Below are 22,230 nucleotides of genomic sequence, written 5' to 3' on the forward strand. Positions count from 1 at the left end.
CCTGTCTGGCTGCCCGCCAACAGCGCCACGGGGGAGTTGTTGCGCGCCACCGATTGGTCAGGCCACGCGCTGGGGCCGATCCAGGACTGGCCGCAGAGCCTGCGCTCGGCGCTGTCGCTCTGCCTGAGTTCGCGCTTCCCGATGGTGATCCGCTGGGGCCCGCGGATGATCAATTTCTACAACGACGCCTACATCCCGATCCTGGGGATGCGCCACCCGTTCGCGTTCGGACGCGAGGTGGCCGAGGTGTGGCCCGATGTGTGGCCGGCGGTCGCCAGCCAGGCCGAGCACGTGCTGGCGACCGGCGAGTCGACCTGGAACGAGCATGTGCCGTTCGTGATGTTGCGCAACGGCTACAGCGAAGAGGTGTATTTCACTTTTTCCTACAGCCCGATCTTCGACGACCGCGGCGGCATCGGCGGCGTGCTGTGCGTGTGCACCGAGGACACCGCGCAGATCAAGCTGGAACGCGAGCGCGACGTATTGCTGCGGGCGCTGGACGCGCAACGCATGCAGATGGCCGACGCGTTCGAGCAGTCGCCGGCGGCGCTGGCGATCCTGCGCGGCCCGAACTACGTGGTCGAAAGCGTCAACCAGCACTACCAGCAACTGGTCGGGCCGCGCGAAGTGGTCGGCAAGCCATTGGCCGAGGCGATCCCGGAGATCCAGCAGCAGGGTTTCATCAGCCTGCTCGACAACGTGCGCGCCAGCGGCCTGCCATTCACTGGCGAGTCGATGACCTTCAACCTGCGCCGCACGCCGCACGAAGCGGTTTCCGAGACCACGCTGGAATGCGTGTACCAGCCGATGCGCGACGCCGAAGGCAAAGTCACCGGCGTACTGGTGCACGGCATCGACCGCACCGAGCAGACCCGCGCGCAGGCCCACGACAGCTTCCTGCTGATGCTCGAGGACGCGCTGCAGAACCTGGACAGCGCCGAGGCCATCTGCGAGACCGGCGCCGTCCTGCTCGGCCGGCACCTGCATGCCAGCCGCTGCGCGTATGCGATCGTCGATGCCGACGAGGACGCGTTCGAGATCCGCGCCGACTACGTCGACCGCACCGCGCACGTGACCGGCCGCTTCCGCTTCAGCGATTTCGGCAGCGACCTGCTGGAGTGCATGCGCGAGAACCGGCCGTGGGTGGTGCAGGACACCGAGGCGCACGTGCCGCCGATGCGCTTCGACGACCCCGGCTACCGGCGCATGGGCACCCGCGCGTTGCTGAGCGCGCCGCTGCACAAGGCCGGCCGCCTGGTCGCCGCGATCGGCGTGCACCAGTTGCAGCCGCGGGTGTGGACCTCGGCGGAGATCGAACTGGTACGGCTGGTGGCAGCGCGCTGCTGGGAGTCGATGGAGCGTGCCAGCGCGCAAGCGGACCTGGCGCGCAGCGAGGCGCGCCTGCGCGAGCTGGCCGACGCGATGCCGCAGATCGTGTTCACCGCCACCGCCGACGGCGAGATCGATTACTTCAACCGGCGCTGGTACGAGTACACCGGCCTGCCGGCCGGCGAATGCGGCTACGACAGCTGGCGCAAAGTGCACACCGACGATGGCTTGGCGCGGGCCATGCAGGCCTGGCCGCAAGCCGTGCGCAGTGGCCAGGGCTACGAGATCGAGTATCCGTTGCGGCGCCACGACGGCAGCTATCGCTGGCATCTGGGCCGCGCGCTTCCGATCCGCGATGGCGATGGCAGGATCGTGCGCTGGATCGGCACCAATACCGACATCCACGATCGCCGCGTGGTCGAGCAGCGGCTGCAGGAAAGCGAGCTGCGCTTCCGCAACCTGTGCGACAACGCGCCGGTGCTGATCTGGATGGCCAATGCCGACGGCGATTGCGAATACGTCAGCCGCCAGTGGTACCTGTTCACCGGGCAGACCGAACAAGAGGCATTGGGCTCGGGCTGGATGGAGAAGATCCATCCCGACGACGCCGCCGCGGTCGGGCGTACAGTGGCCCGTGCCGCCGCCGATCGGCGCGCGTTCACCATCGAATACCGGTTGCGCCGCCACGACGGCGAGCACCGCTGGTGCGTGGACACCGCCTCGCCGCGCTTCAGTTCCTCCGGCCAGTTCCTCGGCTTCATCGGCTCGGTGCTGGATATCGCCGAGCGCAAGCGCATCGAGAACGCCACCGCCGCCGAACGCGCGGCGCTGGAAATGATCACCACCGGCAAGCCGTTGAGCGCGGTGCTCGAATCGATCGCGCGCGGCATCGAGGCGCAGAGCGACGTGGGCCTGCGCTGCACCATCATGCTGGTCGACGAACACCGCCAGTGCCTGCTGGAGGGCGCCGCGCCGAGCATGCCCGCCGGGTTCCGCAAGAGCATGCAACGCCTGCCGATCGGCGAACGCAGCGGCTGCTGTGGCCGTGCCGCGTTCCTGCGCCGGCAGGTGCTGTGCAGCGACGTGCGCGTGGATCCGTACTGGCAGGAGTACCTGGTCGCGGCCACTGCAGCGGACATCGTGGCCTGCTGCTCCACGCCGATCCTGGCCAGCGACGGCCAGGTGCTGGGCGTGGTCGCGCTGTACTACCCGTTCGTGCACTACCCGACCATGTATGAGCAGGACCTGGCGCGCTCAGCATCGCACCTGGCCGGCATCGTGATCGAACGCCGCGAGACCGACCAACGCCTGCAGCAGCTGCTCGCCGCCGAGCAGAGCGCGCGCGGCGAGGCCGAGCGCGCCAGCCGCATGAAGGACGAATTCCTGGCCACGCTGAGCCACGAACTGCGCACGCCGCTGAACGCGATCCTGGGCTGGTCGCGGCTGATGCAGGGCGATGCGGTGCGCGAGAAGGACTTGGTCAGGGGTTTGGAGGTGATCGAGCGCAGCGCCCATGCGCAGGCGCAGATCATCGACGACCTGCTGGACATGAGCGCGATCCTGTCCGGCAAGGTGCGCCTGGACCCGGCCGAACTGGATCTGTGCGCGCTGGTCGGCGAGGCGATCGACGCGGCGCGGCCCGGCGCCGAGGGCAAAGGCATCGACATCGTGCTGACGCCTTGCGCCGACAGCCCGGTTCTGCCCTATGTCGGCGATGCGGTGCGGCTGCAGCAGGTGCTGACCAACCTGATCGGCAACGCGATCAAGTTCACCCCCAGCGCGGGCAAGATCACCCTGACCCTGGACAGCAGCACGACCCATCTGCGAATCAGCGTCAGCGACAGCGGCGTCGGCATCGATCCGTTGTTCCTGCCGCACGTGTTCGACCGCTTCCGCCAGGCCGACGCCAGCAGCACGCGCAGCGCCGGCGGACTCGGCCTGGGCCTGGCGATCGCCAAGCAACTGGCGGAAATGCACGGCGGCCAGCTGTCGGTCAGCAGCGACGGCATCGGCCTGGGGGCGACCTTCACCCTGCTGCTGCCGCGCAACGATCTGCACGGTATCGATCCGGCGCGGCGCAACGATGGCACGGCGATCGCCGCCGCCGCGTTGCAACGCGGCGGGATCCGCCTGAACGGGGTGCGCGTGCTGGTCGTCGACGACGACATGGACTCGCGCGGGGTCACCCAACGCTTTCTGCAGGAAGCCGGCGCCGTGGCCGAGGCGGCGGTCTCCGCCGACGATGCCGAATCGCTGCTGCGCGAGCGTCCCTACGCCCTGCTGGTCAGCGACGTGGGCATGCCGCGCCGCGACGGGCACAGCCTGATCCGCAGCGTGCGCTCGCGCGGCGCCGGCGCGGTCAGCCGCATCCCGGCGATCGCGCTGACCGCGTACGTGCGCGGCGAGGATCGCTCGCTAGCGCTGGAGGCCGGCTTCAATGCGCACCTGGGCAAGCCGGTGGACCCGGTCAAGCTGGTCGCGCTGGCCGCGTCGCTGACCCAGCCGCAGATCGCCGCCGAACCGGATTCGAACGCGAAAGCCGAATCGGCGTGAGCCGGCCGGCGCGGGCCGCATGCCGCGGCCGCGCCGACGCACGCGTGCGCTCAGTTGCGCTTGGCGCGGGCGAACGCGTCGGCCAGGGCGCTGTTCAGCGGCGGTGCCGCCGGTGTGCGCGGCTTGCCGTTGCCGCCACGCGCATCGCGTTCGCGACGCGGCGCGCCCGGCGCCGGACGCGCGCTGCCATCGCGCTCGCCGCTACGCACCGATGCCGCTGGCGGCGCATCGTCCAGGCGCCGGGTCAGCGCGATGCGCTTGCGCGCCACATCCACTTCCAGCACCTTGACCTTGACGATGTCGCCGGCCTTGACCACGTCGCGCGGATCCTTGACGTAGCTGTCGGACAACGCCGAGATGTGCACCAGGCCGTCCTGGTGCACGCCGATGTCGACGAAGGCGCCGAATGCGGCGACGTTGCTGACCACCCCTTCCAGCACCATGCCCGGCTTGAGGTCCTTGATGTCCTCCACCCCGTCGGCGAAGCGTGCGGCCTTGAACTCCGGGCGCGGATCGCGGCCGGGCTTCTCCAGTTCCTTCAGGATGTCGCGCACGGTCGGCACGCCGAATTTCTCGTCGGTGAACTGGTCCGGCTTGAGCGCGCGCAGGAAACCGCCGTCGCCGATCAGCGCCTTGATCGGCTTGCCGGTGGCGCCGACGATGCGCTCCACCACCGGATACGCTTCCGGGTGCACCGAGGAGGCGTCCAGCGGCTCGTCGCCGTCGGCGATGCGCAGGAAGCCGGCGCATTGCTCGAAGGTCTTGTCGCCCAGCCGCGGCACCTTGAGCAGGTCCTTGCGGCGCTTGAACGGGCCGTTGTCGTCGCGGTGGCGGACGATGTTCTCGGCCACGCTGGCCGACAACCCGGACACGCGGGACAGCAGCGCCGCCGAGGCGGTATTGACGTGGACGCCGACCGCGTTGACGCAGTCCTCCACCCGCGCATCCAGCGCCCGTGCCAGGCGGTACTGGTCCACGTCGTGCTGGTACTGGCCCACGCCGATCGCCTTCGGCTCGATCTTGACCAGCTCGGCCAGCGGATCCTGCAGGCGCCGCGCGATCGACACCGCGCCGCGCAGCGACACGTCCAGCTGCGGGAACTCCCTGGCCGCGAATTCGGACGCCGAATACACCGACGCACCGGCCTCGCTGACCACGATCTTTTCCAGCGTCAGCTGCGGGTTCTGCTTGATCAGGTCGGCGGCGAGCTTGTCGGTCTCGCGGCTGGCGGTGCCGTTGCCGATCGCGATCAGCTCCACGCCATGCTGCGTGCACAGCTGCCGGAGCGTGTGCAGCGACTGGTCCCACTGCTTGCGCGGCTCGTGCGGATAGATGGTGTCGGTGGCGAGCAGCTTGCCGGTGGCATCGACCACCGCGATCTTGCAGCCGGTGCGGATGCCCGGATCCAGGCCCAGGGTCACCCGCGCGCCCGCCGGCGCGGCCAGCATCAGGTCCTGCAGGTTGTCCCCGAACACCGCAATCGCCTCGGCTTCGGCCTTCTCGCGCGCCTGGTTGAAGAGATCCAGAAACAGGTGCATGTGCAGCTTGGCGCGCCAGGTCAGACGGCACGCGTCGAGCAACCAGCGGTCGCCGGGACGGCCCTGGTTGGCGATGCCGGCGCGCAGCGCGACGCGGCCTTCGGCGTACTGATGGCCGGCCTCGGGGTCGCTGCCCGGGTCCAGTTCCAGATAGACGATTTCCTCGCGGCGCGCGCGGAACAGCGCCAGCAGCCGGTGCGAGGGAATCTTGCCCAGCGCTTCGGCGTGGTCGAAGTAGTCGCGGTACTTGGCGCCCTCCTGCTCCTTGCCTTCGGCCACGCGCGCGCGGATCACGCCGACCTCGGCGAGCCAGGCGCGCAGTTCGCCGACCAGCGCCGCGTCTTCGCCCCAGCGCTCCATCAGGATCGCGCGCGCGCCTTCCAGCGCCGCCTTGACGTCGGCCACGCCCTTGTCAGCATCGACGAAGCCGGCGGCGAAACTGTCCGGCGTCAGCGACGGATCGGCCAACAGGCCGTCGGCCAGCGGCTCCAGGCCGGCCTCGCGCGCGATCTGCGCACGCGTGCGGCGCTTGGGCTTGTATGGCAGATAGAGATCTTCCAGCCGCGACTTGGTATCGGCGGCGACGATCTCCGCGCGCAACTCGGCGCTGAGCTTGCCCTGTTCGTCGATGCTGGCTAGCACCGCGGCGCGGCGGTCTTCCAGCTCGCGCAGATAGGTCAGGCGGGTTTCCAGGTTGCGCAGCTGGGTATCGTCGAGGCCGCCGGTGACTTCCTTGCGGTAGCGCGCGATGAACGGCACGCTGGCGCCTTCGTCGAGCAGGGCGATGGCGGCCCGGGCTTGCGCCGGCTGCGCGCCGATCTCGGCGGCGATAGTGTTGGCGATCTGCTGGGCGAGCTGAGTGTCGTGCATTGCGTCCGGCCGGAGCCGCCTTGCGGAAAGACCGCTATTTTCGCAGTGTCGGCGCCATCCGGGAACCCGTTGACAGGCGCTCCCCCGACCTGTCGGCGTCTGCTCACCCCAGCGTCCGCCCCGGCAGGATCAGCTCACCCCGGTAGGACCGTCCAGCACGGTGCGCACCTTGCGGGTCAGTTCCTGGCGGTTGTAGGGCTTGGACAGCACGTCGAACTCGGCGCCGCCGGCGTCGGTACGCTCGATCGACGTCTCGGCATAGCCGGTGGTCAGCAGCACCTTGATCTTGGGCCGGCGCCGCCGCGCCTCGCGCGCCAGCATCACCCCGTTGAGCCCGCCGGGCATGATCAGGTCCGAATACAACAGGTCCACCTGCAGTCCGTTGTCGAGCAGTTCCAGCGCTTCGCGCGCGTTGTGCGCGACGTGGGTGGCGTAACCCTGGTCCTCCAGGAACAACCGCGCCAGTTCGGCGATGTCCGGCCGGTCCTCCACGATCAGGATCGTCTCGTCGCCCTGCCGGTCGAAGGCGCGGCGCGCACGCGAGTCGCGCGGCGACATGTTCTCGATATTGTCGTCGATCGGGAAGTACAGCCGCACCGTGGTGCCGTGGCCGTGTTCCGAATACAGCCGCACCGCGCCGCCGGACTGCTTGGCGAAGCCGTACACCATCGACAGGCCCAGGCCGGTGCCCTTGCCTTCTTCCTTGGTGGTGAAGAACGGATCCAGCACCCGCGCCAACACCTCCGGCGGCATGCCGCTGCCGTTGTCGGTGACCGACACGCAGACGTAGTGGCCGGGCAGCAGATTGTCGTAGGTGGTGGGTTCGTCAGCGCGGATCGAGACGTTGCGGGTCTGGATCACCAGGCGCCGCGCGGGCTGCTCGGCCATCGCATCGCGCGCGTTGATCAGGATGTTCAACAGCGCCACTTCGGCCTGGGTCGGATCGATCCGGCAGTTGCGCAGGTCGGCCGCCAGGTCCAGCGAAAACGCGATGCCGTCGCCCAGGGTGCGCTCAGCCACGTCGCTCATGCCGGCGACCAGCGCGTTGAGATTGAGCACGCGCCCTTCCAGCTTCTGCTTGCGGGCGAAGGCCAGCAGTTGCTGGGTCAGCCGCGCGGCCTGGCCGGAGGCGTCGCGCGCGCGCTCCACGCTCTTGCGCAGCCGGGCCGGATCCAGCGGCTCGCGCTCCAGGCCATGCTCGATCAATTCCAGATAACCGGACATGACCTGCAGCAGGTTGTTGAAGTCGTGCGCGATCCCGCCGGTCAGCTGGCCCAGCGCCTCCATCTTCTGCGCCTGGCGCAACGCGTCCTCGGTATCGCGGCGGCGGCTGACGTCCAGCTGCGAGCCGAAATAATAGACCAGCTCGCCGTGCTCGTTGTAGACCGGCGAGATGAACAACGCGTTCCAGAAACTGGAACCTTCCTTGCGGTAGTTGAGGATCTCCACCGCCACTTCGCTGCGCGCGGCGATCGCCTCGCGCACGCTGTCCACGGTGTCGCGGTCGGTGTCGGGTCCTTGCAGGAAGCGGCAGTTGTTGCCGAGCAGCTCTTCGCTGCTGTAGCCGGTCATCTCCAGGAACGCGCGGTTGACGAACACGATCGGATTGTCCGCCTGGCGCGGATCGGTGACGATCATCGGCATGCGTGTGGTTTCCACGGCGGCGAAGAAGATATCGCTGCGGTGCTCGGACAGATCGGTGGTGGTACTTTCGTGGACGGTGACGCGTGGGGCCTTGCGGGTATCGGGTGCGGGCATGTTCGAAGGCAGATCGATGCGAACCGTTGCTGGCCCGCCTAGGCGGGCGGCCACGCCGGGGTCCGCATGCCGGCGTCAACGCGAATAATACTGGTGCAATCGCTCCGCCACGATCTCGTCCTGCAGCGATTCCAGCGCCATGATCCGGACCCGGCGGTCGCTCAGCGCCAGCACGCGCTCGACATAGATTTCCGGCCCGGCGTCGGTCTCTTTCATCGATTTGCTGAAGCCATAGGGCATCACGCCCTTCTGGCCATCCTTGCTGCCACCGATATACAGAACGACCGACATGACGCTTCCTCTGCTGGGAATTGGTAGAGCTGGCGAGCAGCCTACACAGCGCATCGTGACGGATGTCTGCACGCGGGTTAATCGCGGCTGTCGCCAGCACAGGGCCTGCCCGCATCTCACGCCGGCTTAACCGGCGGTGCGCCTTAGTCGCGCACTTCCCATTGCAGCGAACAGGCATGGATCTCAAGAGCGGCTATCCTTTCTGGTCGGTGCGCAACGGCCTGATGCAGAGCTTTCCGCAATTGCACAGTGACCTGCGCTGCGATGTGGCGATCGTCGGCGGCGGCATCACCGCGGCCTTGATCGCTGACGAACTGATCGCGCATGGCCACGACGTGGCGGTGCTGGAGCAACGCGACATCGGCTGGGGCAGCACCTCGGCCAGCACCGCGCTGCTGCAATACGAGATCGACACGCACATGCTCGATCTGGCCAAGCGCTACGGCGAAGACGCCGCCGCCCTCGCCTACCGTTCCTGCGCGCAGGCGCTGGAGCAGTTGCGTGCGCTGGTGCGGCCGCTGCGCGACGTCGATTTCGGCTGGAACGACAGCCTCTACTACGCCAGCCGCCGTCGCCACGTCCGCGTGCTGCAGCACGAACTGCAACTGCGCGCGCGCCACGGGCTGGACGTGGAATGGCTGGATGCGCAGGCCTTGCGCAGCGCCTACGGGGTCGAGGCGTATGGCGCGATCCTCAGCCACCAGGCCGCACGCGTGGATCCCTATCGCCTGACCTATCGCCTGCTCGGTCGCGCGCTCAAGCGCGGTGCAGGCGTCTACGACCGCACCCGCATCACCGATATCCAGGTGAACGGCCGCGGCGCCATCCTGCGCACCGAGCGAGGCGCGCAGGTACGCGCCGGCCATGTGGTGATGGCCGCCGGCTATGCCAGCCAGGGTTGGCTGGACCAGCGCGTGGCCAGGAACCGCAGCAGCTACGCCTTCGTCAGCGATCCGCTGGACGACGCCCAGCTCGGCGCACTGAAGGACACCATGGTGTGGGAAAGCGCGCGCCCCTACCTGTATCTGCGCAGCACCGGCAATGGCCGCATCGTCGCCGGCGGCGAGGACGACAGCATGGATATTCCCGCGCGCCGCGATGCGCGGGTGGACGCCAAGGCGCGTAAGCTGTGCCGCAAGATCGCCAAGGCGCTGCCGGGCCTTGAAGTGCAGCCGACCTTCGCCTGGGCCGGCACCTTCGCCGAGACCGCCGACGGTCTGCCGTTCTTCGGCCCGCACCCGCAGCACGGGCCGCGCATGCAGTTCGCCATGGCCTACGGCGGCAACGGCATCACCTACAGCATGCTCGGCGCCGGGCTGCTGCGCGCGCAGATCGAGCGCCGCGCGCATCCGCTGAAGCAATTGTTCGGTTTCGCCCGGCTGGACTGAGCGTCAGCGCCGCCATGGCCACCAGCCGTGGCCGTGCAAGGCATAGCGGTCGGCGGCGCGCTCCAACCGGTTGCCCACGCCGACCCCGCCGCAGGCGAAGTACACCGGCAGGAACAAGGGGCCGAGCAGCAAGTATTGCAGCACGTGGGCACGCTCGTGGTCGCCCAGGCGCACGTTCGGGTGCCGGCAGCGGCCGGCGGCATGTTCGTAGGTGGCGCACGCCACGTCCAGGTCGTCGGCACTGACCAGGATCACGTTTCCCAGCGTCAACGCGCCGCGCGGCCCCCACGGAAAGCGGTCGAACACCAGCGCCAGCTCGCGCCGGCTGACGTACGCGCGCGCGCCGAAGGGCATGGCGGCGAAGCCGGCGATCAGGCCGAGCAGCGTATTGGGCGACGTCCACAGCGCGCCCAGTGCGAAACCGGCCAGGCGCAGCGCGCCCAGTGCAGGCCGCGTCAATCGGCGTCGTCGGGGATCAGCAGCCACAGGATCAGGTACACCAGGATGCCGGGGAACGCGGCCGAGGCGATCGAGCCGACCACGTACACCACCCGCAGCAGGGTCGCGCTCCAGCCGAAGCGGTGCGCGATGCCGCCGATCACGCCGGCGAGCATGCGGTCGTCGAGCGAGCGCGACAGGGTGCGGCTGGGCTGGGACATGGCGGCGGCTCCTGCGGCGAAGGCGCGGCTAGTCTGGGCGCGGCGCCGCCGACACGGCGTGATGGCGCAGCGCGGCCAGTTGCTGCGCGAACCAGCTCGCCGCGTCCTGCTCGGGCTGGCCCGGACAGGCTACCCGGTAGGCCGTCCCACTGCGACTGCTGCGGCTGGCGCCGCGCGCGATGAATTGCTCGGCGCTGGCGGCCAGGTCGCGCTTGCGCAGGTAGTCGTACTTGCGCTGCAGATGCGCCTTGGCCTCGGCCGCCGGATACCAGTTGCCGTTGCGCTGGAACCGGCACGGCGAGGCCTGCAAGGCCGCCAGCAGCGCGCCGATTTCGCGCTCGGCCACCGGCGCCGGCGCCGGCGCGGCCGCGGCGGCGGCAGCCGTGCAGACGCAGGCCAGGCCGAACGCCAGCAAGCGCGCGCCGAGTCGGCGCGGGAAGCACGCAGCGCGCCGCGTCACGCGCTCACGCGCCGCCATCGCGCTCGGCCAGCCAGCGGTGCAGCGCCGCCGGCACTTCGCGCTGCGCGCGGCCGGACACGTAGATGCCGATGTGGCCGCCGCGGAAACTGAGTTCGGCATAATCGTCGCTGCCGACCAGGCCGCGCAGCGCGCGCGAGGCGTCCGGCGGCACCAGGTGGTCCTGTTCGGCGTAGATGTTGAGCACCGGCATGCGCACCTGGGCTAGGTCCACCGCGTGCTCGCCGATGCGCGCGCGGCCATGCACCAGCGCGTTGTCCTGGTAGAACTGCTTGACGAATTCGCGGAAGGTCTCGCCGGCCAGGTCGGGCGAATCGAAGATCCACTTTTCCATGCGCAGGAAGTCTTCCAGCGCGCGCGGATCGTCGAGGATGTCCAGCAGTCCCACGTATTTCTGCAGGTTCAGCCGGAACGGCTTGAGCATCAGGTAGCTGGCGTTCATCAGGTCCGCCGGCACGTTGCCCAGCGTGTCCACGAACAGATCCACGTCCACCTGCCGCGCCCAGTTGGACAGCATGTTGTCCGGCGTATGGAAATCCACCGGCGTGACCATCGTCACCAGGTTGCGCACCTTGTGCGGCTGCAGCGCCGCATAGCACAGCGAGAAGGTGCCGCCCTGGCAGATGCCGAGCACGTTGATCGGCGCGCCGGCAGCGCCGCGCAGGTGATCGACCGCGCCGTCGATGTAGCGCAGCAGATAGTCTTCCAGGGTCAGGTAGCGCTCGGAACGGTCGGGATAGCCCCAGTCCAGCACATACACGTCCTCGCCCAGCGCCAGCAGGCCCTTGACCAGCGAGCGGTCGGCCTGCAGGTCGACCATGTACGGCCGGTTGACCAACGCGTAGACGATCAGCAGCGGCACCTTCGCAGTGGGCGGCCGCTCGCCGACGAAGCGGTACAGCACCACCTTGCCGTCGCGCCACACTTCCTGCCGCTCGGTGACGCCGTACTGCACCTCGTCCAGCCCCGGCAGCACGCGCAGCCCTTCCATGAGCTTGCGCTGCAGTTCCAGGGTTTCCTGCAGCAGGTCGTCGCTGCTGAAGCTCAACGGCCCTTTCATGCGCGGCTCCGGCGCGGCGCCGCGCCCGACTTGCCACGCGCCGGCTTGACCGCCGCAGGCTTGGGCTTCGTGACGGGCTTGGGCTTGGCCGGCGGCTTGGGCGTGGAAGCGGCGCGCGCGCCGGACGGCTTGGCAGCGGCCTTGGCCCTCGCGCCAGTTGCCGTCGCCTCAGACGGCGCAGCGGCCGCCGGTCTGGATCGCGACGGCGAACGCGGCGCCGCCTTGCCGCCCGCGGTCGTTTCGGAAGGCGCCGACGCAGCGGCCGGTGCCGCGCCCCGCTCCAACCGGCGCAGCCGCCGCTCCAGGTCGGCGATATGCCGATGCGCGGCATCCAGCTCAGTGCGGGTGGGCAAGCCCAACTGCTCGCACAGCTGCTCGGTCTCGCGTTGCAACAGCGCGCGCAGGCGCATCTGCGCATTGGCGAAGCCGGCGTAGACCTCGCGGAATTCTTCCGACAGCGCGGACGCGGCGTAGGCCTCTTCGGCGGCATCGATCCACAAGTCGAACATCGCCCGCGCATTGGTCAGCTGGCGACCCGGATCCTCATGCTCGCGCAGCTTGGCCTCAAACACGCCGAAGGCGCGATCGATCGCGCCCTGCAGCTGGCCCAGGTAGGCCTGCAGCTGCGCCTGGTACTCCTGCTGCGCCTTGGCCAGCGCGCGCCAGCGCGCGTGGTGGTTACGGCCTGGGCCGAAGCCCGGCATCTGCAGCCACGGCCCGCTGTCGCGCTGCCAGCCCTGCAGCCAGTGCGCCGCCTGCTGCAGCCAGGGATCCATGCCGGGCTGGCCGGCGCCGCGCGCGGTGCCGATCAGCCATTGCAGCATCTGCTCGCGCTGGCCCTGCACCTGCTGCTTCCAGGCCTCGGCCACGTCGGCACTGCTGGCATCGCGCCCGGCGAACTGCGCGGCCACCTGCTGCATCGCGCCGAACCACTCGCCGGCGTGCTGCTGCAACTGCGACACCGCATCCTCGGCCTGCGTCCCGGTGCCACGCGGCAACCATTGCGCCCAGGTGTCGATCGCCTCGCGCCACGAACCGTGGCCGGCACCATCGGCGGGCGCTTGCGCGCCCGCACCGCCGCCCTGGCGCAGCGCGTCGCTCCACGCGCCCCAGTACTGCCGCGCCAACGCTTCGAAATCGCCGGCACCGCTGCCGCCGCTAGCCTTCATCGCCACCCTCCCAGGTCGAACCGGGATGATAACAACCTGCCAACGCTCAAGGCTTGGGAATGCGCAGGGTCTTGCTGATCATCAGCGAACCGGACAGGGCGAAAAGCAGCACCAGCGGGTGCAGCAGCCACGGCCCCAGCCGCCATTGGCCCCACCACAGCGCATCGCCGAGATGGCCCAGATGCGCGGCGACCGCCAGCACGATCACCAGCGCCAGGCTGCTCGGGATCGGCGTGCCTTCGAAATACGGCACCTTGTCGCCGTCGCCGGCCAGCTGCTCGGCGGTGACGTTGTAGCGCGCCAGGCGGCTGACCCCGGAGCACACGAAGAAGCTCAGCACCAGCCAGTCCCAGCCGCCCTGCATGCCGCAGGCGTAGGCCAGCGCCGCCGGGGCGACGCCGAAGGAGATCACGTCGGCCAGCGAATCCAGCTCGCGGCCGAGCGTGGAAGAGGACTTGCGCCAGCGCGCCACGCGCCCGTCCAGCGCATCGAACACGAACGCCAGCGGGATCAGCGCCATGCCAACCAACAGGTCGCTGCGCCGGCCCTCCTGCAGGAAACGCATCGACGCGAACACCGCGCCTGTGCCGCAGAAGGCATTGGCCAGGGTGAACCAGTCGGCCAACTGGAATTCGCGCAGCATCGAGAAGTGGCGTTTCATCGGCATAGCGTGGCGGATCCGGGGTGAGAAGGGTGCGACCGGCACAGGGTAGCGTGGCGCCACCGCACTGGCGAGGACCGCGGCCACGGCGCCATCGCGCCACGCTGCTACGCTGCGCCCTTTCCCCGACAGGTGCCTTTGCATGCAGACCGTCCTGATCACCGGCGCCGCCAGCGGCATCGGCGCCGGCATTGCCCGCGAACTGGCCGCCGGCGGCCGCCACATCGTCGTCAGCGACCTGGATGCGGATGCCGCGGCCGCCGTGGCCGCGCAGCTGCGCGAAGCCGGCGGCTTGGCCGAATCGGTGGCGCTGGACGTGACCAGCCAGGCCAGCATCAATGCGGCGCTGGCGGCGATTTCGCGACCGGTGGACGTGCTGGTCAACAACGCCGGATTGCAGCACGTGGCGCCGCTGCAGGACTTTCCGATGGCCAAGTGGAGCCTGCTGATCGAGGTGATGCTGACCGGCGTAGCGCGGCTGACCCAGGCCGTGCTGCCGGGCATGCGCGCGCGCGGCTTCGGCCGCATCGTCAACATCGGCAGCATCCACTCGCTGGTCGCCAGCCCGTACAAGAGCGCCTACATCGCCGCCAAGCACGGCCTGGTCGGGTTCTCCAAGGCCGTGGCGCTGGAAACTGCCGATACCGACATCACCATCAACACGCTGTGCCCCAGCTACCTGAAAACCCCGCTGGTGGATAAGCAGATCGCCGACCAGGCGCGCACCCGCGGCATTTCCGAAGCCGACGTGATCGCGCAGGTGATGCTCAAGCCGATGCCCAAGGGCGTGTTCATCGACTACGACGAGCTAGCCGGCTGCGTCGCGTTCCTGGCCTCGCCGGCGGCACGCAACATCACCGCGCAGACCATCGCCATCGACGGCGGCTGGACCGCGCAGTAGCGGCGCGGCACCTGACGGAACAGCAGCCTGGGTAGCAACGTGAATCCTGGTTGGCGAATTTTTCGCCAACCAGGCGGCAAGCCCTGCGCTGCAACGTGGCGACGCGCTTATCCACAGACTTTGGCCGATTTCATCCACACCCGCTGTGGAGAAGCGCCGAGCGCACTGGCGAAATTTTCGCCAGGCACAAAAATCCGGCAGCGATTTCAGCGACTTGCCATGCTTGCCCACAGGCTTGTGCAGCATCGATCCACAGCCTCTGTGGACAAGCGCAGCGCAGATGCGAGCCGCTCAGACCCGCGAATAGCGCCACGACAGCATGCGCCCGTCGCGGTACGGCATCACCCCGTGGAACGGACGCGGATCGCCATCGAACACCAGCGGCAGGAAGTGGCGGTCGCCCTCCCATAGCGGCAGCGTTTCCATCTCCGCCACCGGCACCCAGGCCAATGTGCCCTCGGCGTTCTCAGTGAAGGGGTCGCCGCGGTAGGCGCTGATCAGGAACAAAAAGCCCAGCCAGTCCTCGCCGTGCTTGCCGAAGCCGGGCCAGCTGATCGTGCCGCGCAGTTGCAGCGCGTCGCATTCGATGCCTGCTTCTTCGCGGATTTCGCGGCGCATGCCGTCCAGCACGTCCTCGTCCGCCTCGACCTTGCCGCCCAGGCCGTTGTACTTGCCCAGGTGGTGGTCGCCGGGCCGGGCGTTGCGATGGATCAGCAGCACCTTGGAGCGGTCGGGCGACAGCACGTAGCCCAGCGTGGCGACGATCGGGGTGTAAGGCATGCGGCAGGTGGGCGAGTCGGCGGGCGCGCAGTATGCCGCATCCGCCAGGGCCAACGATCAGGGCGCGGGCGTCGCCGCGTCCTCGGCTGGGCGCCGCAACGGCCCGGCCGGCTTCAGCGTGGCCACGCCGTGGCCACGCTCGGCCAGGTATTCCAGCCACTTGCTGAGGAAGGTGTTCATACGCATGCGGTGGCTGATCAGTTCCGCCGGCGGCGGATACAGCCCCATCACGTCCTGCCAGCGGCGGCCGACGTAGCAATGCGTGGTCTCGGCCTGGCGCGCGTCGCGGTACAGGCGCACGTAGGCCGAGGGGTCCGGCTCGCCGGTGAGCGGATCGCACAGGTCGTAGGTGAGGCGCAGTTCCACCGTGTAGCGGTGGTGCTCGATCACGTCCAGGCGCAGGTCCAGGCCGTCGCCAATCGAGGACAGGTAGCTGCCCACGGCCAAGTCCGAGGGCACGAACAGGCGGTTCAGGTGCACGAAGTTCTCGGCGTACAGGCCCATCAACCAGCCGAATCGGCTCAGCCGGGGGATGCGTTCGCTACGGGTCAGGGCGTGCTGCATGGCACCGATGCTACACGCTGCAACGCCGGCGCGGCAGCATTGACGGATCGCCCGCGCCGGCCTACCTTGGAAGTCTGGGCACGGTGGCGCGACCGTCTCGCCGATAGGCCGATTCCACGGAGTCGGCCCGATCCGTCCTGTAGCGTTCAGAACATCTCGCGCTGCAGCCCCAGCGTCGCCAGCACCTTGCTGGAAATCTCCTCGATCGAGGTATGCGTGGTGCTCAGGGTCGGAATCCGCTCCATCCTGAACATGGTCTCGGCCGCGGACACCTCGCGTCGGCACGTCTCCAGGTTGGAATAGCGCGAATTCGGCCGCCGTTCCTGGCGGATCTGCTGCAGCCGGTCCGGATCGATGGTCAGCCCGAACAGCTTGTTGCGGTACGGCCGCAGCCGCGGCGGCAGCCGATCGTGCTCCAGATCCTCCTCGGTCAACGGATAGTTGGCCGCGCGTACGCCATAGTGCAGCGCCAGGTAGATGCAGGTCGGCGTCTTGCCGGCGCGCGAAACGGCGACCAGGATCAGGTCGGCCTCGTCGTAGTTGATCGCGATGCCGTCGTCGTGGGTCAGCGCGAAGTTCATCGCGTTGATGCGGCGGTGGTAGGTCTCGAAATCGACCAGGCCGTGCGCCTGCCCCACCCGCGAATGCCGCGGCGCGTTCAATTCGCGCTCCAGCGGCTCGATGAACGGCGCGAACACGTCCAGCATCAAGGCGCCGCTCTCCGACAGCAGCATGCTCAGTTGCGGATCGACGCAGGAGTTGACCACGATCGGCCGCACCTGATACCTCTCGCCGGCGGCATGGATGCGCTGCGCCGCCTCGCGCGCTTTTTCCGGCTCGTCTACGAACGACATACGGTCGGTGACAAAGCTGAAACCGCTGAACTGGGTGAGCAGGCTATGCCCAATGGTTTCAGCGGTGATACCGGTTCCATCGGAGACGTAGAACACCGGTCGGATCGTCGACATTGCCTGGATTCTCCTTGCTGAAACCCAACGGATGCGCCCGGCCGCGCTTGTGCCGGCTCGGGTGCGCACTGCATGATATCGGCTTCTTCCCCCACGGACGCGGCCACTCTGCCCGCTTCGGGCGATGGCCCTACGGAGCATCGCGCTTGAACGAGAACATCCTTTGGTTGCACGAGTTGCGCCTGACCGACCTGGCCCGTGTCGGTGGCAAGAACTCCTCCCTTGGCGAAATGATCGGCAACCTGGCAGGTTTGGGAGTCTCGGTACCGGGCGGCTTCGCCACCACCGCCGAAGCGTTCAAGGCGTTCGTCGCCCACAACAATCTCTATCAGCGCATCTTCGACAAGCTGGCGACGCTGGACGTGGAAGATGTCGGCGCGCTGACCGTGGCCGGCAAGGAAATCCGCGGCTGGGTCACCGATGCGCCGCTGCAGCCGGAGCTGGACCAGGCGATCCGTGACGCCTATGCGCAACTGTGCGCCGAGAACGGCGGCGGTGACGTCGCGGTAGCGGTGCGCTCCTCGGCCACCGCCGAAGACCTGCCCGACGCCAGCTTCGCCGGCCAGCAGGAGACCTTCCTCAACGTGACCGGCGCCGACGACGTCGTGCACAAGGTCAAGGAAGTCTTCGCCAGCCTGTACAACGACCGCGCCATCGCCTATCGCGTGCACCACGGCTTCAAGCACGAGGACGTGTTCCTGTCGGCCGGCGTGCAGTTGATGGTGCGCTCCGGCGTCGGCGCCGCCGGCGTGCTGTTCACGCTCGACACCGAATCCGGTTTCCGCGACGTGGTGTTCGTCACCTCGAGCTTCGGCCTGGGCGAAATGGTCGTGCAGGGCGCGGTCAATCCCGACGAGTTCTACGTCTACAAGCCCACCCTGGCGGCCGGCAAGCCGGCGATCCTGCGCCGTTCGCTGGGCAGCAAGCTGATCCGCATGGTGTATTCGGACGTGCCGGGCGAGCGCGTGCGCATCGAAGATACCCCGGCCGAGCTGCGCAATACCTTCTCGATCAGCGACGAGGACGTGCAGGAACTGTCCAAGCAGGCGCTGGTGATCGAAAAGCACTACCAGCGGCCGATGGACATCGAATGGGCGAAGGACGGCGTCAGCGGCAAGCTGTTCATCGTGCAGGCGCGCCCGGAGACGGTGAAATCGCGTGGCCATGCCACCCAGATCGAGCGTTTCGCGCTGGAACAGCGCGGCACGGTGATCGCCGAAGGCCGCGCCATCGGCCAGAAGATCGGCGCCGGCGTCGCCCGCGTGGTGCGCAGCCTGGACGATATGAGCCGGGTGCAGCCCGGCGACGTGCTGGTCGCGGACATGACCGATCCGGATTGGGAGCCGGTGATGAAACGCGCCTCGGCGATCGTCACCAACCGCGGCGGCCGCACCTGCCACGCGGCGATCATCGCCCGCGAGCTGGGCGTGCCGGCAGTGGTCGGCACCGGCAACGCGATGGAGCTGATCGAGGATGGCCGAGAAGTCACGGTGAGCTGCGCCGAGGGCGACACCGGCTTCATCTACGCCGATCTGCTGCCGTTCGACCGCACCACCACCGATCTGGGCAACATGCCGCCGGCGCCGCTGAAGATCATGATGAACGTGGCCAACCCGGAGCGCGCGTTCGACTTCGGCCAGCTGCCCAATGCCGGCATCGGCCTGGCGCGGCTGGAGATGATCATCGCCGCGCACATCGGCATCCATCCCAATGCGCTGCTGGAATACGCCAGGCAGGACGCGGCGACCAAAAAGAAGATCGACGAGAAGATCGCCGGCTATGCCGACCCGGTCAACTTCTACATCAACCGCCTGGCCGAAGGCATCGCCACGCTGACCGCGTCGGTGGCGCCGAACCCGGTGATCGTGCGCCTGTCCGACTTCAAGTCCAACGAGTACGCCAACCTGATCGGCGGCAGCAACTACGAGCCGCACGAAGAGAACCCGATGATCGGCTTCCGCGGCGCCAGCCGCTACGTCGATCCGAGCTTCTCGGCCGCGTTCGCGCTGGAGTGCAAGGCCGTGCTCAAGGTCCGCAACGAGATGGGCCTGGACAATATGTGGGTGATGATCCCGTTCGTGCGCACCCTGGAAGAAGGGCGCAAGGTCATCGAGGTGCTGGAGAAGAACGGGCTCAAGCAGGGCCAGAACGGCCTGAAGATCATCATGATGTGCGAGCTGCCGTCGAACGCGCTGCTGGCCGACGAGTTCCTGGAAATCTTCGACGGCTTCTCGATCGGCTCCAACGACCTGACCCAGTTGACCCTGGGCCTGGATCGCGATTCGTCGATCGTGGCGCACCTGTTCGACGAGCGCAACGCCGCGGTCAAGAAGTTGTTGTCGATGGCGATCAAGGCCGCGCGGGCCAAGGGCAAGTACGTCGGCATCTGCGGCCAGGGTCCGTCGGACCATCCTGACCTGGCCGAGTGGCTGATGCAGGAAGGCATCGAGTCGGTGTCGCTGAATCCGGACACCGTGGTCGATACCTGGCTGCGCCTGGCCAAGCTGAAAGCCGCTGGCTGATGGGCACGGCGGCAACGTTGCTGGCAGCGGTCGCGGCGGCGACCCCGGCCGCGCCGGCGGAGCGGACACAGCAGCCGTTCAACTGGAGAGACCTGGATTGGGCGCAGTACGCGCTCAATTGGGGCGTGGCGCTGGTCATCCTGGTGCTGGGGATGTGGATCGCCAAGCGCCTGAGTCAGTGGCTGCACCGCGCGCTGGTCCGCGCGCGGGTGGAGACCACGCTCAGCAATTTCCTGCGCAATGTCGCCTATGCCTTGCTGCTGGTGCTGGTGTTCGTGACCGCGCTGCAGAAGGTCGGCGTGCCGCCGACCTCGCTGTTCGCGGTGCTCGGTGCGGCCGGCCTGGCCGTGGGCCTGGCGCTGAAGGATTCGCTGTCCAACATCGCCTCGGGGGTGATGCTGATCGTGCTGCGGCCGATGCGCGACGGCGACCATGTGGTGGTGGCCGGCCAGGAAGGCATCATCGACGAGATCCGGATCTTCCAGACCCGCATCCGCAGCTTCGACGAGCGCATGATCACCCTGCCCAACAGCACCATCACCACCGCGCCGATCGTCAATTACAGCACCCTGCCCAACCGGCGCATGGAGATCACCGTCGGCGTCGGCTACGGCGACGACCTGAAGAAGGCGCAGCAATTGCTGCTGCAGATCGCCCAGGACAATCCCAGCATCCTGGAGACGCCGGCGCCGTTCGTGCAGGTCACCAACCTGGGCGAGAGCACGGTGGACCTGATGCTGTTCGCCTATGCCAGGAACGGCGACTTCGGCGCGGCCAAGAGCAGCACGCTGGAGAACATCCGTAACCGGTTGCTGGAGAACGGGCTCAGCATTCCTTATCCGCAGCGCGATCTGCACGTGTATCACCACGATGCCGACGGCCGTCCGATCGCAGAGCTGCTGCTGAAGGGCGTGACCGACGACGGCGAGACCAGGCAAGGGCCGCCGCTGGCCCGTTGACGCAAGTCATTGCGCAAGGCCATGCCGGACAGGCGCGGCCTGCGTGCCGCGCAGCGCGACTCAGCGTGCGCCGCCGCCCTGCCCGCCCAACGCGCCCATGAACGGGCGGTAGTAGCGCAGTTCGTCGATCGAGTCGTGCACGTCGCTGAGCGCGGTGTGCGAGGAGGTCTTGTTCAGTCCCGAGGCGACCGTCGGCGCCCAGCGCCGCGCCAGTTCCTTCAGCGTGGACACGTCCAGGTTACGGTAGTGGAAGAAGCGTTCCAGCCGCGGCATCTGCCGGTGCAGGAAGCGTCGGTCCTGGCAGATCGAGTTGCCGCACATCGGCGACGCGCCGGCCTTGCACCATTGCGCCAGGAACGCCACGGTCTGCGCCTCGGCCTGGCCAAGGGTGATCGTGCTGTCGAGCACGCGCTGCCACAGCCCGGAATGGCGATGCTGGTTGCGGTTCCACTCGTCCATCGCTTGCAGCGTCTGCAGCGGATGCGCGATGGCGAATTCCGGACCCTCGGCCAGCACGTTGAGCTGGCTGTCGGTGACCACCGTGGCGATCTCGATGATCGAATCCTTGTCGGTATCCAATCCGGTCATTTCCAGATCGATCCAGATCAGTCGATCGTTGTCCACGTGCGGTTCCGCCATATCACCATCCAATCGTTCGCGGCGGCGCTGCCGGCGCGGGGGTTTCGTATCGGTCGTGCATGATACCGCGCGCGATACAGCGGCTTCACAGCAGCGGCTTCACATCCGCCAGCCGCCGCGCCGCGCCGCGCTGTGGCGCCTAGCCGCCGAGCAGCGGCTTGCCGCGTTTGGCGCGGAAATAGTTGCTCAGGCGCAGCCCGGCCGGCGTCGCCAACACGCCGCCGCGCACCTGCACGCGGTGGTTGTGGCGCGGATCGGCGAGCAGATCGAACACGCTGCCGCAGGCACCGGTCTTCGGATCGGCGGCCGCGAACACCAGGTGCGCCACGCGCGCATGCACCACCGCCATCGCGCACATCGCGCACGGCTCCAGGGTCACGTACAGGGTGCTGCCGACCAGGCGGTGGTTGCCGAGCCTGCGCCCGGCCTTGCGCAACGCCACGATCTCGGCGTGCGCGCTGGGATCGTGCTCGGCGATGTTGAGGTTCCAGCCCTCGCCCAGCACCTCGTCCTGCGCCGAAACCAGCACCGCGCCAACCGGGATCTCGTCGAATTCGCGTTCGGCGCGGTCGGCCAGGGCCAGCGCATGCCGCATCCAGCGCTCGTCGCGCGCGGCGGTGTCGCTATCGCCGTTCATCGCGCTGCGGCGTGCTTGCGCACGAACGCGGCGAACACTGCCAGCGTGGCTTCGCTGACATGGTGCTCGATGCCCTCGGCGTCGCGCCGCGCGGTGTCCTCGTCGATGCCCAGCGCCAGCAGGAACTGCTCCACGGTCTGGTGCCGCTGCCGGCTGGCCGCCGCCAGCGCTTCGCCGTCCGGGGTCAAGAATACGCCGCGATACGGCCGTTGGATCACCCAGCCGCCCTTGACCAGCCGCTTGAGCATCTTCGCCACGGTCGGCTGGGCCACGCCCAGGCGCGCGGCGATATCCACCTGCCGCGCCTCGCCACCGTCGGCCAGCAGGTCGGAGATCAGCTCCACGTAGTCCTCGATCAGTTCCAGGCGGTGCGCCTCGCGCACCTGGCGGAAGCTCTCGACCTGTACCTGCGCGTCGAGCAGCGCCGCCCCTGGCGCCGTCAACTTCCCGCTTTTGTGCATCGCAAGGCCCTTGTCCGGTGCCGGCAAACGCCGGCCGCTGACTAT

General features: G+C 68.4%; 20 protein-coding genes. 5 read left to right on the forward strand and 15 right to left on the reverse strand.

Features of this window, described 5'->3' with window-relative positions:
- Positions 1-39 precede the first annotated feature (39 nt).
- A complete protein-coding gene (locus ISN38_RS00655) occupies positions 40-3,882 on the forward strand; it encodes a PAS domain-containing protein (protein WP_230938285.1) in 3,843 nt (1,280 codons plus the stop codon).
- A 50-nt stretch (positions 3,883-3,932) separates the two neighbouring features.
- Here ISN38_RS00655 and ISN38_RS00660 read toward each other — a convergent pair whose 3' ends face one another.
- From ISN38_RS00660 to ISN38_RS00670, 3 genes are all read right to left on the reverse strand, one after another.
- Positions 3,933-6,290 (reverse strand): Tex family protein, encoded by a 2,358-nt coding sequence (locus tag ISN38_RS00660; RefSeq protein ID WP_058358689.1) that lies wholly within the window; start codon positions 6,288-6,290, stop codon positions 3,933-3,935.
- Positions 6,291-6,419: 129 nt separating this feature from the next.
- A complete protein-coding gene (locus ISN38_RS00665; RefSeq protein WP_206712013.1) occupies positions 6,420-8,048 on the reverse strand; it encodes a hybrid sensor histidine kinase/response regulator in 1,629 nt (542 codons plus the stop codon).
- 75 nt (positions 8,049-8,123) lie between these two features.
- Positions 8,124-8,339 (reverse strand): hypothetical protein, encoded by a 216-nt coding sequence (locus ISN38_RS00670; RefSeq protein ID WP_003473015.1) that lies wholly within the window; start codon positions 8,337-8,339, stop codon positions 8,124-8,126.
- A gap of 176 nt (positions 8,340-8,515) precedes the next feature.
- On the opposite strand from ISN38_RS00670, the gene ISN38_RS00675 reads away from it, so the two are divergent.
- The gene (locus tag ISN38_RS00675; protein ID WP_003473013.1) at positions 8,516-9,727 is read left to right on the forward strand and encodes an NAD(P)/FAD-dependent oxidoreductase; all 1,212 of its coding nucleotides are present in this window, start codon (positions 8,516-8,518) and stop codon (positions 9,725-9,727) included.
- A 3-nt stretch (positions 9,728-9,730) separates the two neighbouring features.
- Here ISN38_RS00675 and ISN38_RS00680 read toward each other — a convergent pair whose 3' ends face one another.
- The 6 genes from ISN38_RS00680 to ISN38_RS00705 are packed head-to-tail and all read right to left on the reverse strand — an operon-like array spanning position 9,731 to position 13,754.
- Entirely contained in the window at positions 9,731-10,186 is a 456-nt protein-coding gene (locus ISN38_RS00680) for a hypothetical protein (RefSeq protein WP_047324898.1), read from the reverse strand.
- The gene (locus tag ISN38_RS00685) at positions 10,183-10,386 is read right to left on the reverse strand and encodes a PspC domain-containing protein (protein ID WP_058363219.1); all 204 of its coding nucleotides are present in this window, start codon (positions 10,384-10,386) and stop codon (positions 10,183-10,185) included. The genes ISN38_RS00680 and ISN38_RS00685 overlap by 4 nt, the downstream gene beginning before the upstream one ends.
- 28 nt (positions 10,387-10,414) lie before the next feature.
- Complete coding sequence (locus ISN38_RS00690; protein ID WP_399507437.1) at positions 10,415-10,846, reverse strand: DUF5329 family protein; 432 nt, start codon at positions 10,844-10,846, stop codon at positions 10,415-10,417.
- Positions 10,847-10,850: 4 nt separating this feature from the next.
- Positions 10,851-11,924 carry a class III poly(R)-hydroxyalkanoic acid synthase subunit PhaC gene (locus tag ISN38_RS00695; RefSeq protein ID WP_003466504.1) on the reverse strand — a complete coding sequence of 358 codons (1,074 nt, stop codon included), beginning with the start codon at positions 11,922-11,924 and terminating at the stop codon, positions 10,851-10,853.
- On the reverse strand, positions 11,921-13,093 hold the full coding sequence (gene phaE, locus ISN38_RS00700) for a class III poly(R)-hydroxyalkanoic acid synthase subunit PhaE (RefSeq protein WP_003466505.1): 1,173 nt from the start codon (positions 13,091-13,093) through the stop codon (positions 11,921-11,923). Before phaE ends, ISN38_RS00695 begins: the two co-directional genes overlap by 4 nt.
- Before the next feature lie 46 nt (positions 13,094-13,139).
- Complete coding sequence (locus ISN38_RS00705) at positions 13,140-13,754, reverse strand: CDP-alcohol phosphatidyltransferase family protein (RefSeq protein WP_003466507.1); 615 nt, start codon at positions 13,752-13,754, stop codon at positions 13,140-13,142.
- 142 nt (positions 13,755-13,896) lie between these two features.
- Here ISN38_RS00705 and ISN38_RS00710 point away from each other — a divergent pair, with 142 nt between their 5' ends.
- Entirely contained in the window at positions 13,897-14,655 is a 759-nt protein-coding gene (locus ISN38_RS00710) for a 3-hydroxybutyrate dehydrogenase (protein ID WP_003466509.1), read from the forward strand.
- Positions 14,656-14,946: 291 nt separating this feature from the next.
- Here ISN38_RS00710 and ISN38_RS00715 read toward each other — a convergent pair whose 3' ends face one another.
- The 3 genes from ISN38_RS00715 to ppsR all read right to left on the reverse strand — a co-directional run bounded on the left by ISN38_RS00715 (position 14,947) and on the right by ppsR (position 16,967).
- Positions 14,947-15,435, reverse strand: coding sequence for an NUDIX hydrolase (locus ISN38_RS00715; protein ID WP_003466511.1), 489 nt, complete (start codon positions 15,433-15,435; stop codon positions 14,947-14,949).
- Between the two features lie 57 nt (positions 15,436-15,492).
- Positions 15,493-15,999 (reverse strand): DUF1249 domain-containing protein, encoded by a 507-nt coding sequence (locus ISN38_RS00720; RefSeq protein WP_003466513.1) that lies wholly within the window; start codon positions 15,997-15,999, stop codon positions 15,493-15,495.
- A gap of 146 nt (positions 16,000-16,145) precedes the next feature.
- Positions 16,146-16,967 carry a posphoenolpyruvate synthetase regulatory kinase/phosphorylase PpsR gene (gene ppsR / locus ISN38_RS00725; RefSeq protein ID WP_003466516.1) on the reverse strand — a complete coding sequence of 274 codons (822 nt, stop codon included), beginning with the start codon at positions 16,965-16,967 and terminating at the stop codon, positions 16,146-16,148.
- Positions 16,968-17,113: 146 nt separating this feature from the next.
- On the opposite strand from ppsR, the gene ppsA reads away from it, so the two are divergent.
- Complete coding sequence (ppsA, locus tag ISN38_RS00730; RefSeq protein ID WP_047324895.1) at positions 17,114-19,489, forward strand: phosphoenolpyruvate synthase; 2,376 nt, start codon at positions 17,114-17,116, stop codon at positions 19,487-19,489.
- Positions 19,489-20,448, forward strand: coding sequence for a mechanosensitive ion channel family protein (locus ISN38_RS00735; RefSeq protein ID WP_003466522.1), 960 nt, complete (start codon positions 19,489-19,491; stop codon positions 20,446-20,448). The genes ppsA and ISN38_RS00735 overlap by 1 nt, the downstream gene beginning before the upstream one ends.
- A gap of 60 nt (positions 20,449-20,508) precedes the next feature.
- Here ISN38_RS00735 and orn read toward each other — a convergent pair whose 3' ends face one another.
- The 3 genes from orn to mntR form a co-directional block, all read right to left on the reverse strand.
- A complete protein-coding gene (gene orn / locus ISN38_RS00740) occupies positions 20,509-21,087 on the reverse strand; it encodes an oligoribonuclease (RefSeq protein ID WP_003466549.1) in 579 nt (192 codons plus the stop codon).
- Between the two features lie 139 nt (positions 21,088-21,226).
- A complete protein-coding gene (tadA, locus tag ISN38_RS00745; protein WP_003466552.1) occupies positions 21,227-21,724 on the reverse strand; it encodes a tRNA adenosine(34) deaminase TadA in 498 nt (165 codons plus the stop codon).
- On the reverse strand, positions 21,721-22,185 hold the full coding sequence (gene mntR / locus ISN38_RS00750) for a manganese-binding transcriptional regulator MntR (RefSeq protein ID WP_003466555.1): 465 nt from the start codon (positions 22,183-22,185) through the stop codon (positions 21,721-21,723). Before mntR ends, tadA begins: the two co-directional genes overlap by 4 nt.
- Between the last annotated feature and the right edge of the window lie 45 nt (positions 22,186-22,230).

The sequence above is a fragment of the Xanthomonas translucens pv. undulosa genome, from assembly GCF_017301775.1.
In the GTDB taxonomy this organism is placed as follows: Bacteria; Pseudomonadota; Gammaproteobacteria; order Xanthomonadales; family Xanthomonadaceae; genus Xanthomonas_A; species Xanthomonas_A translucens.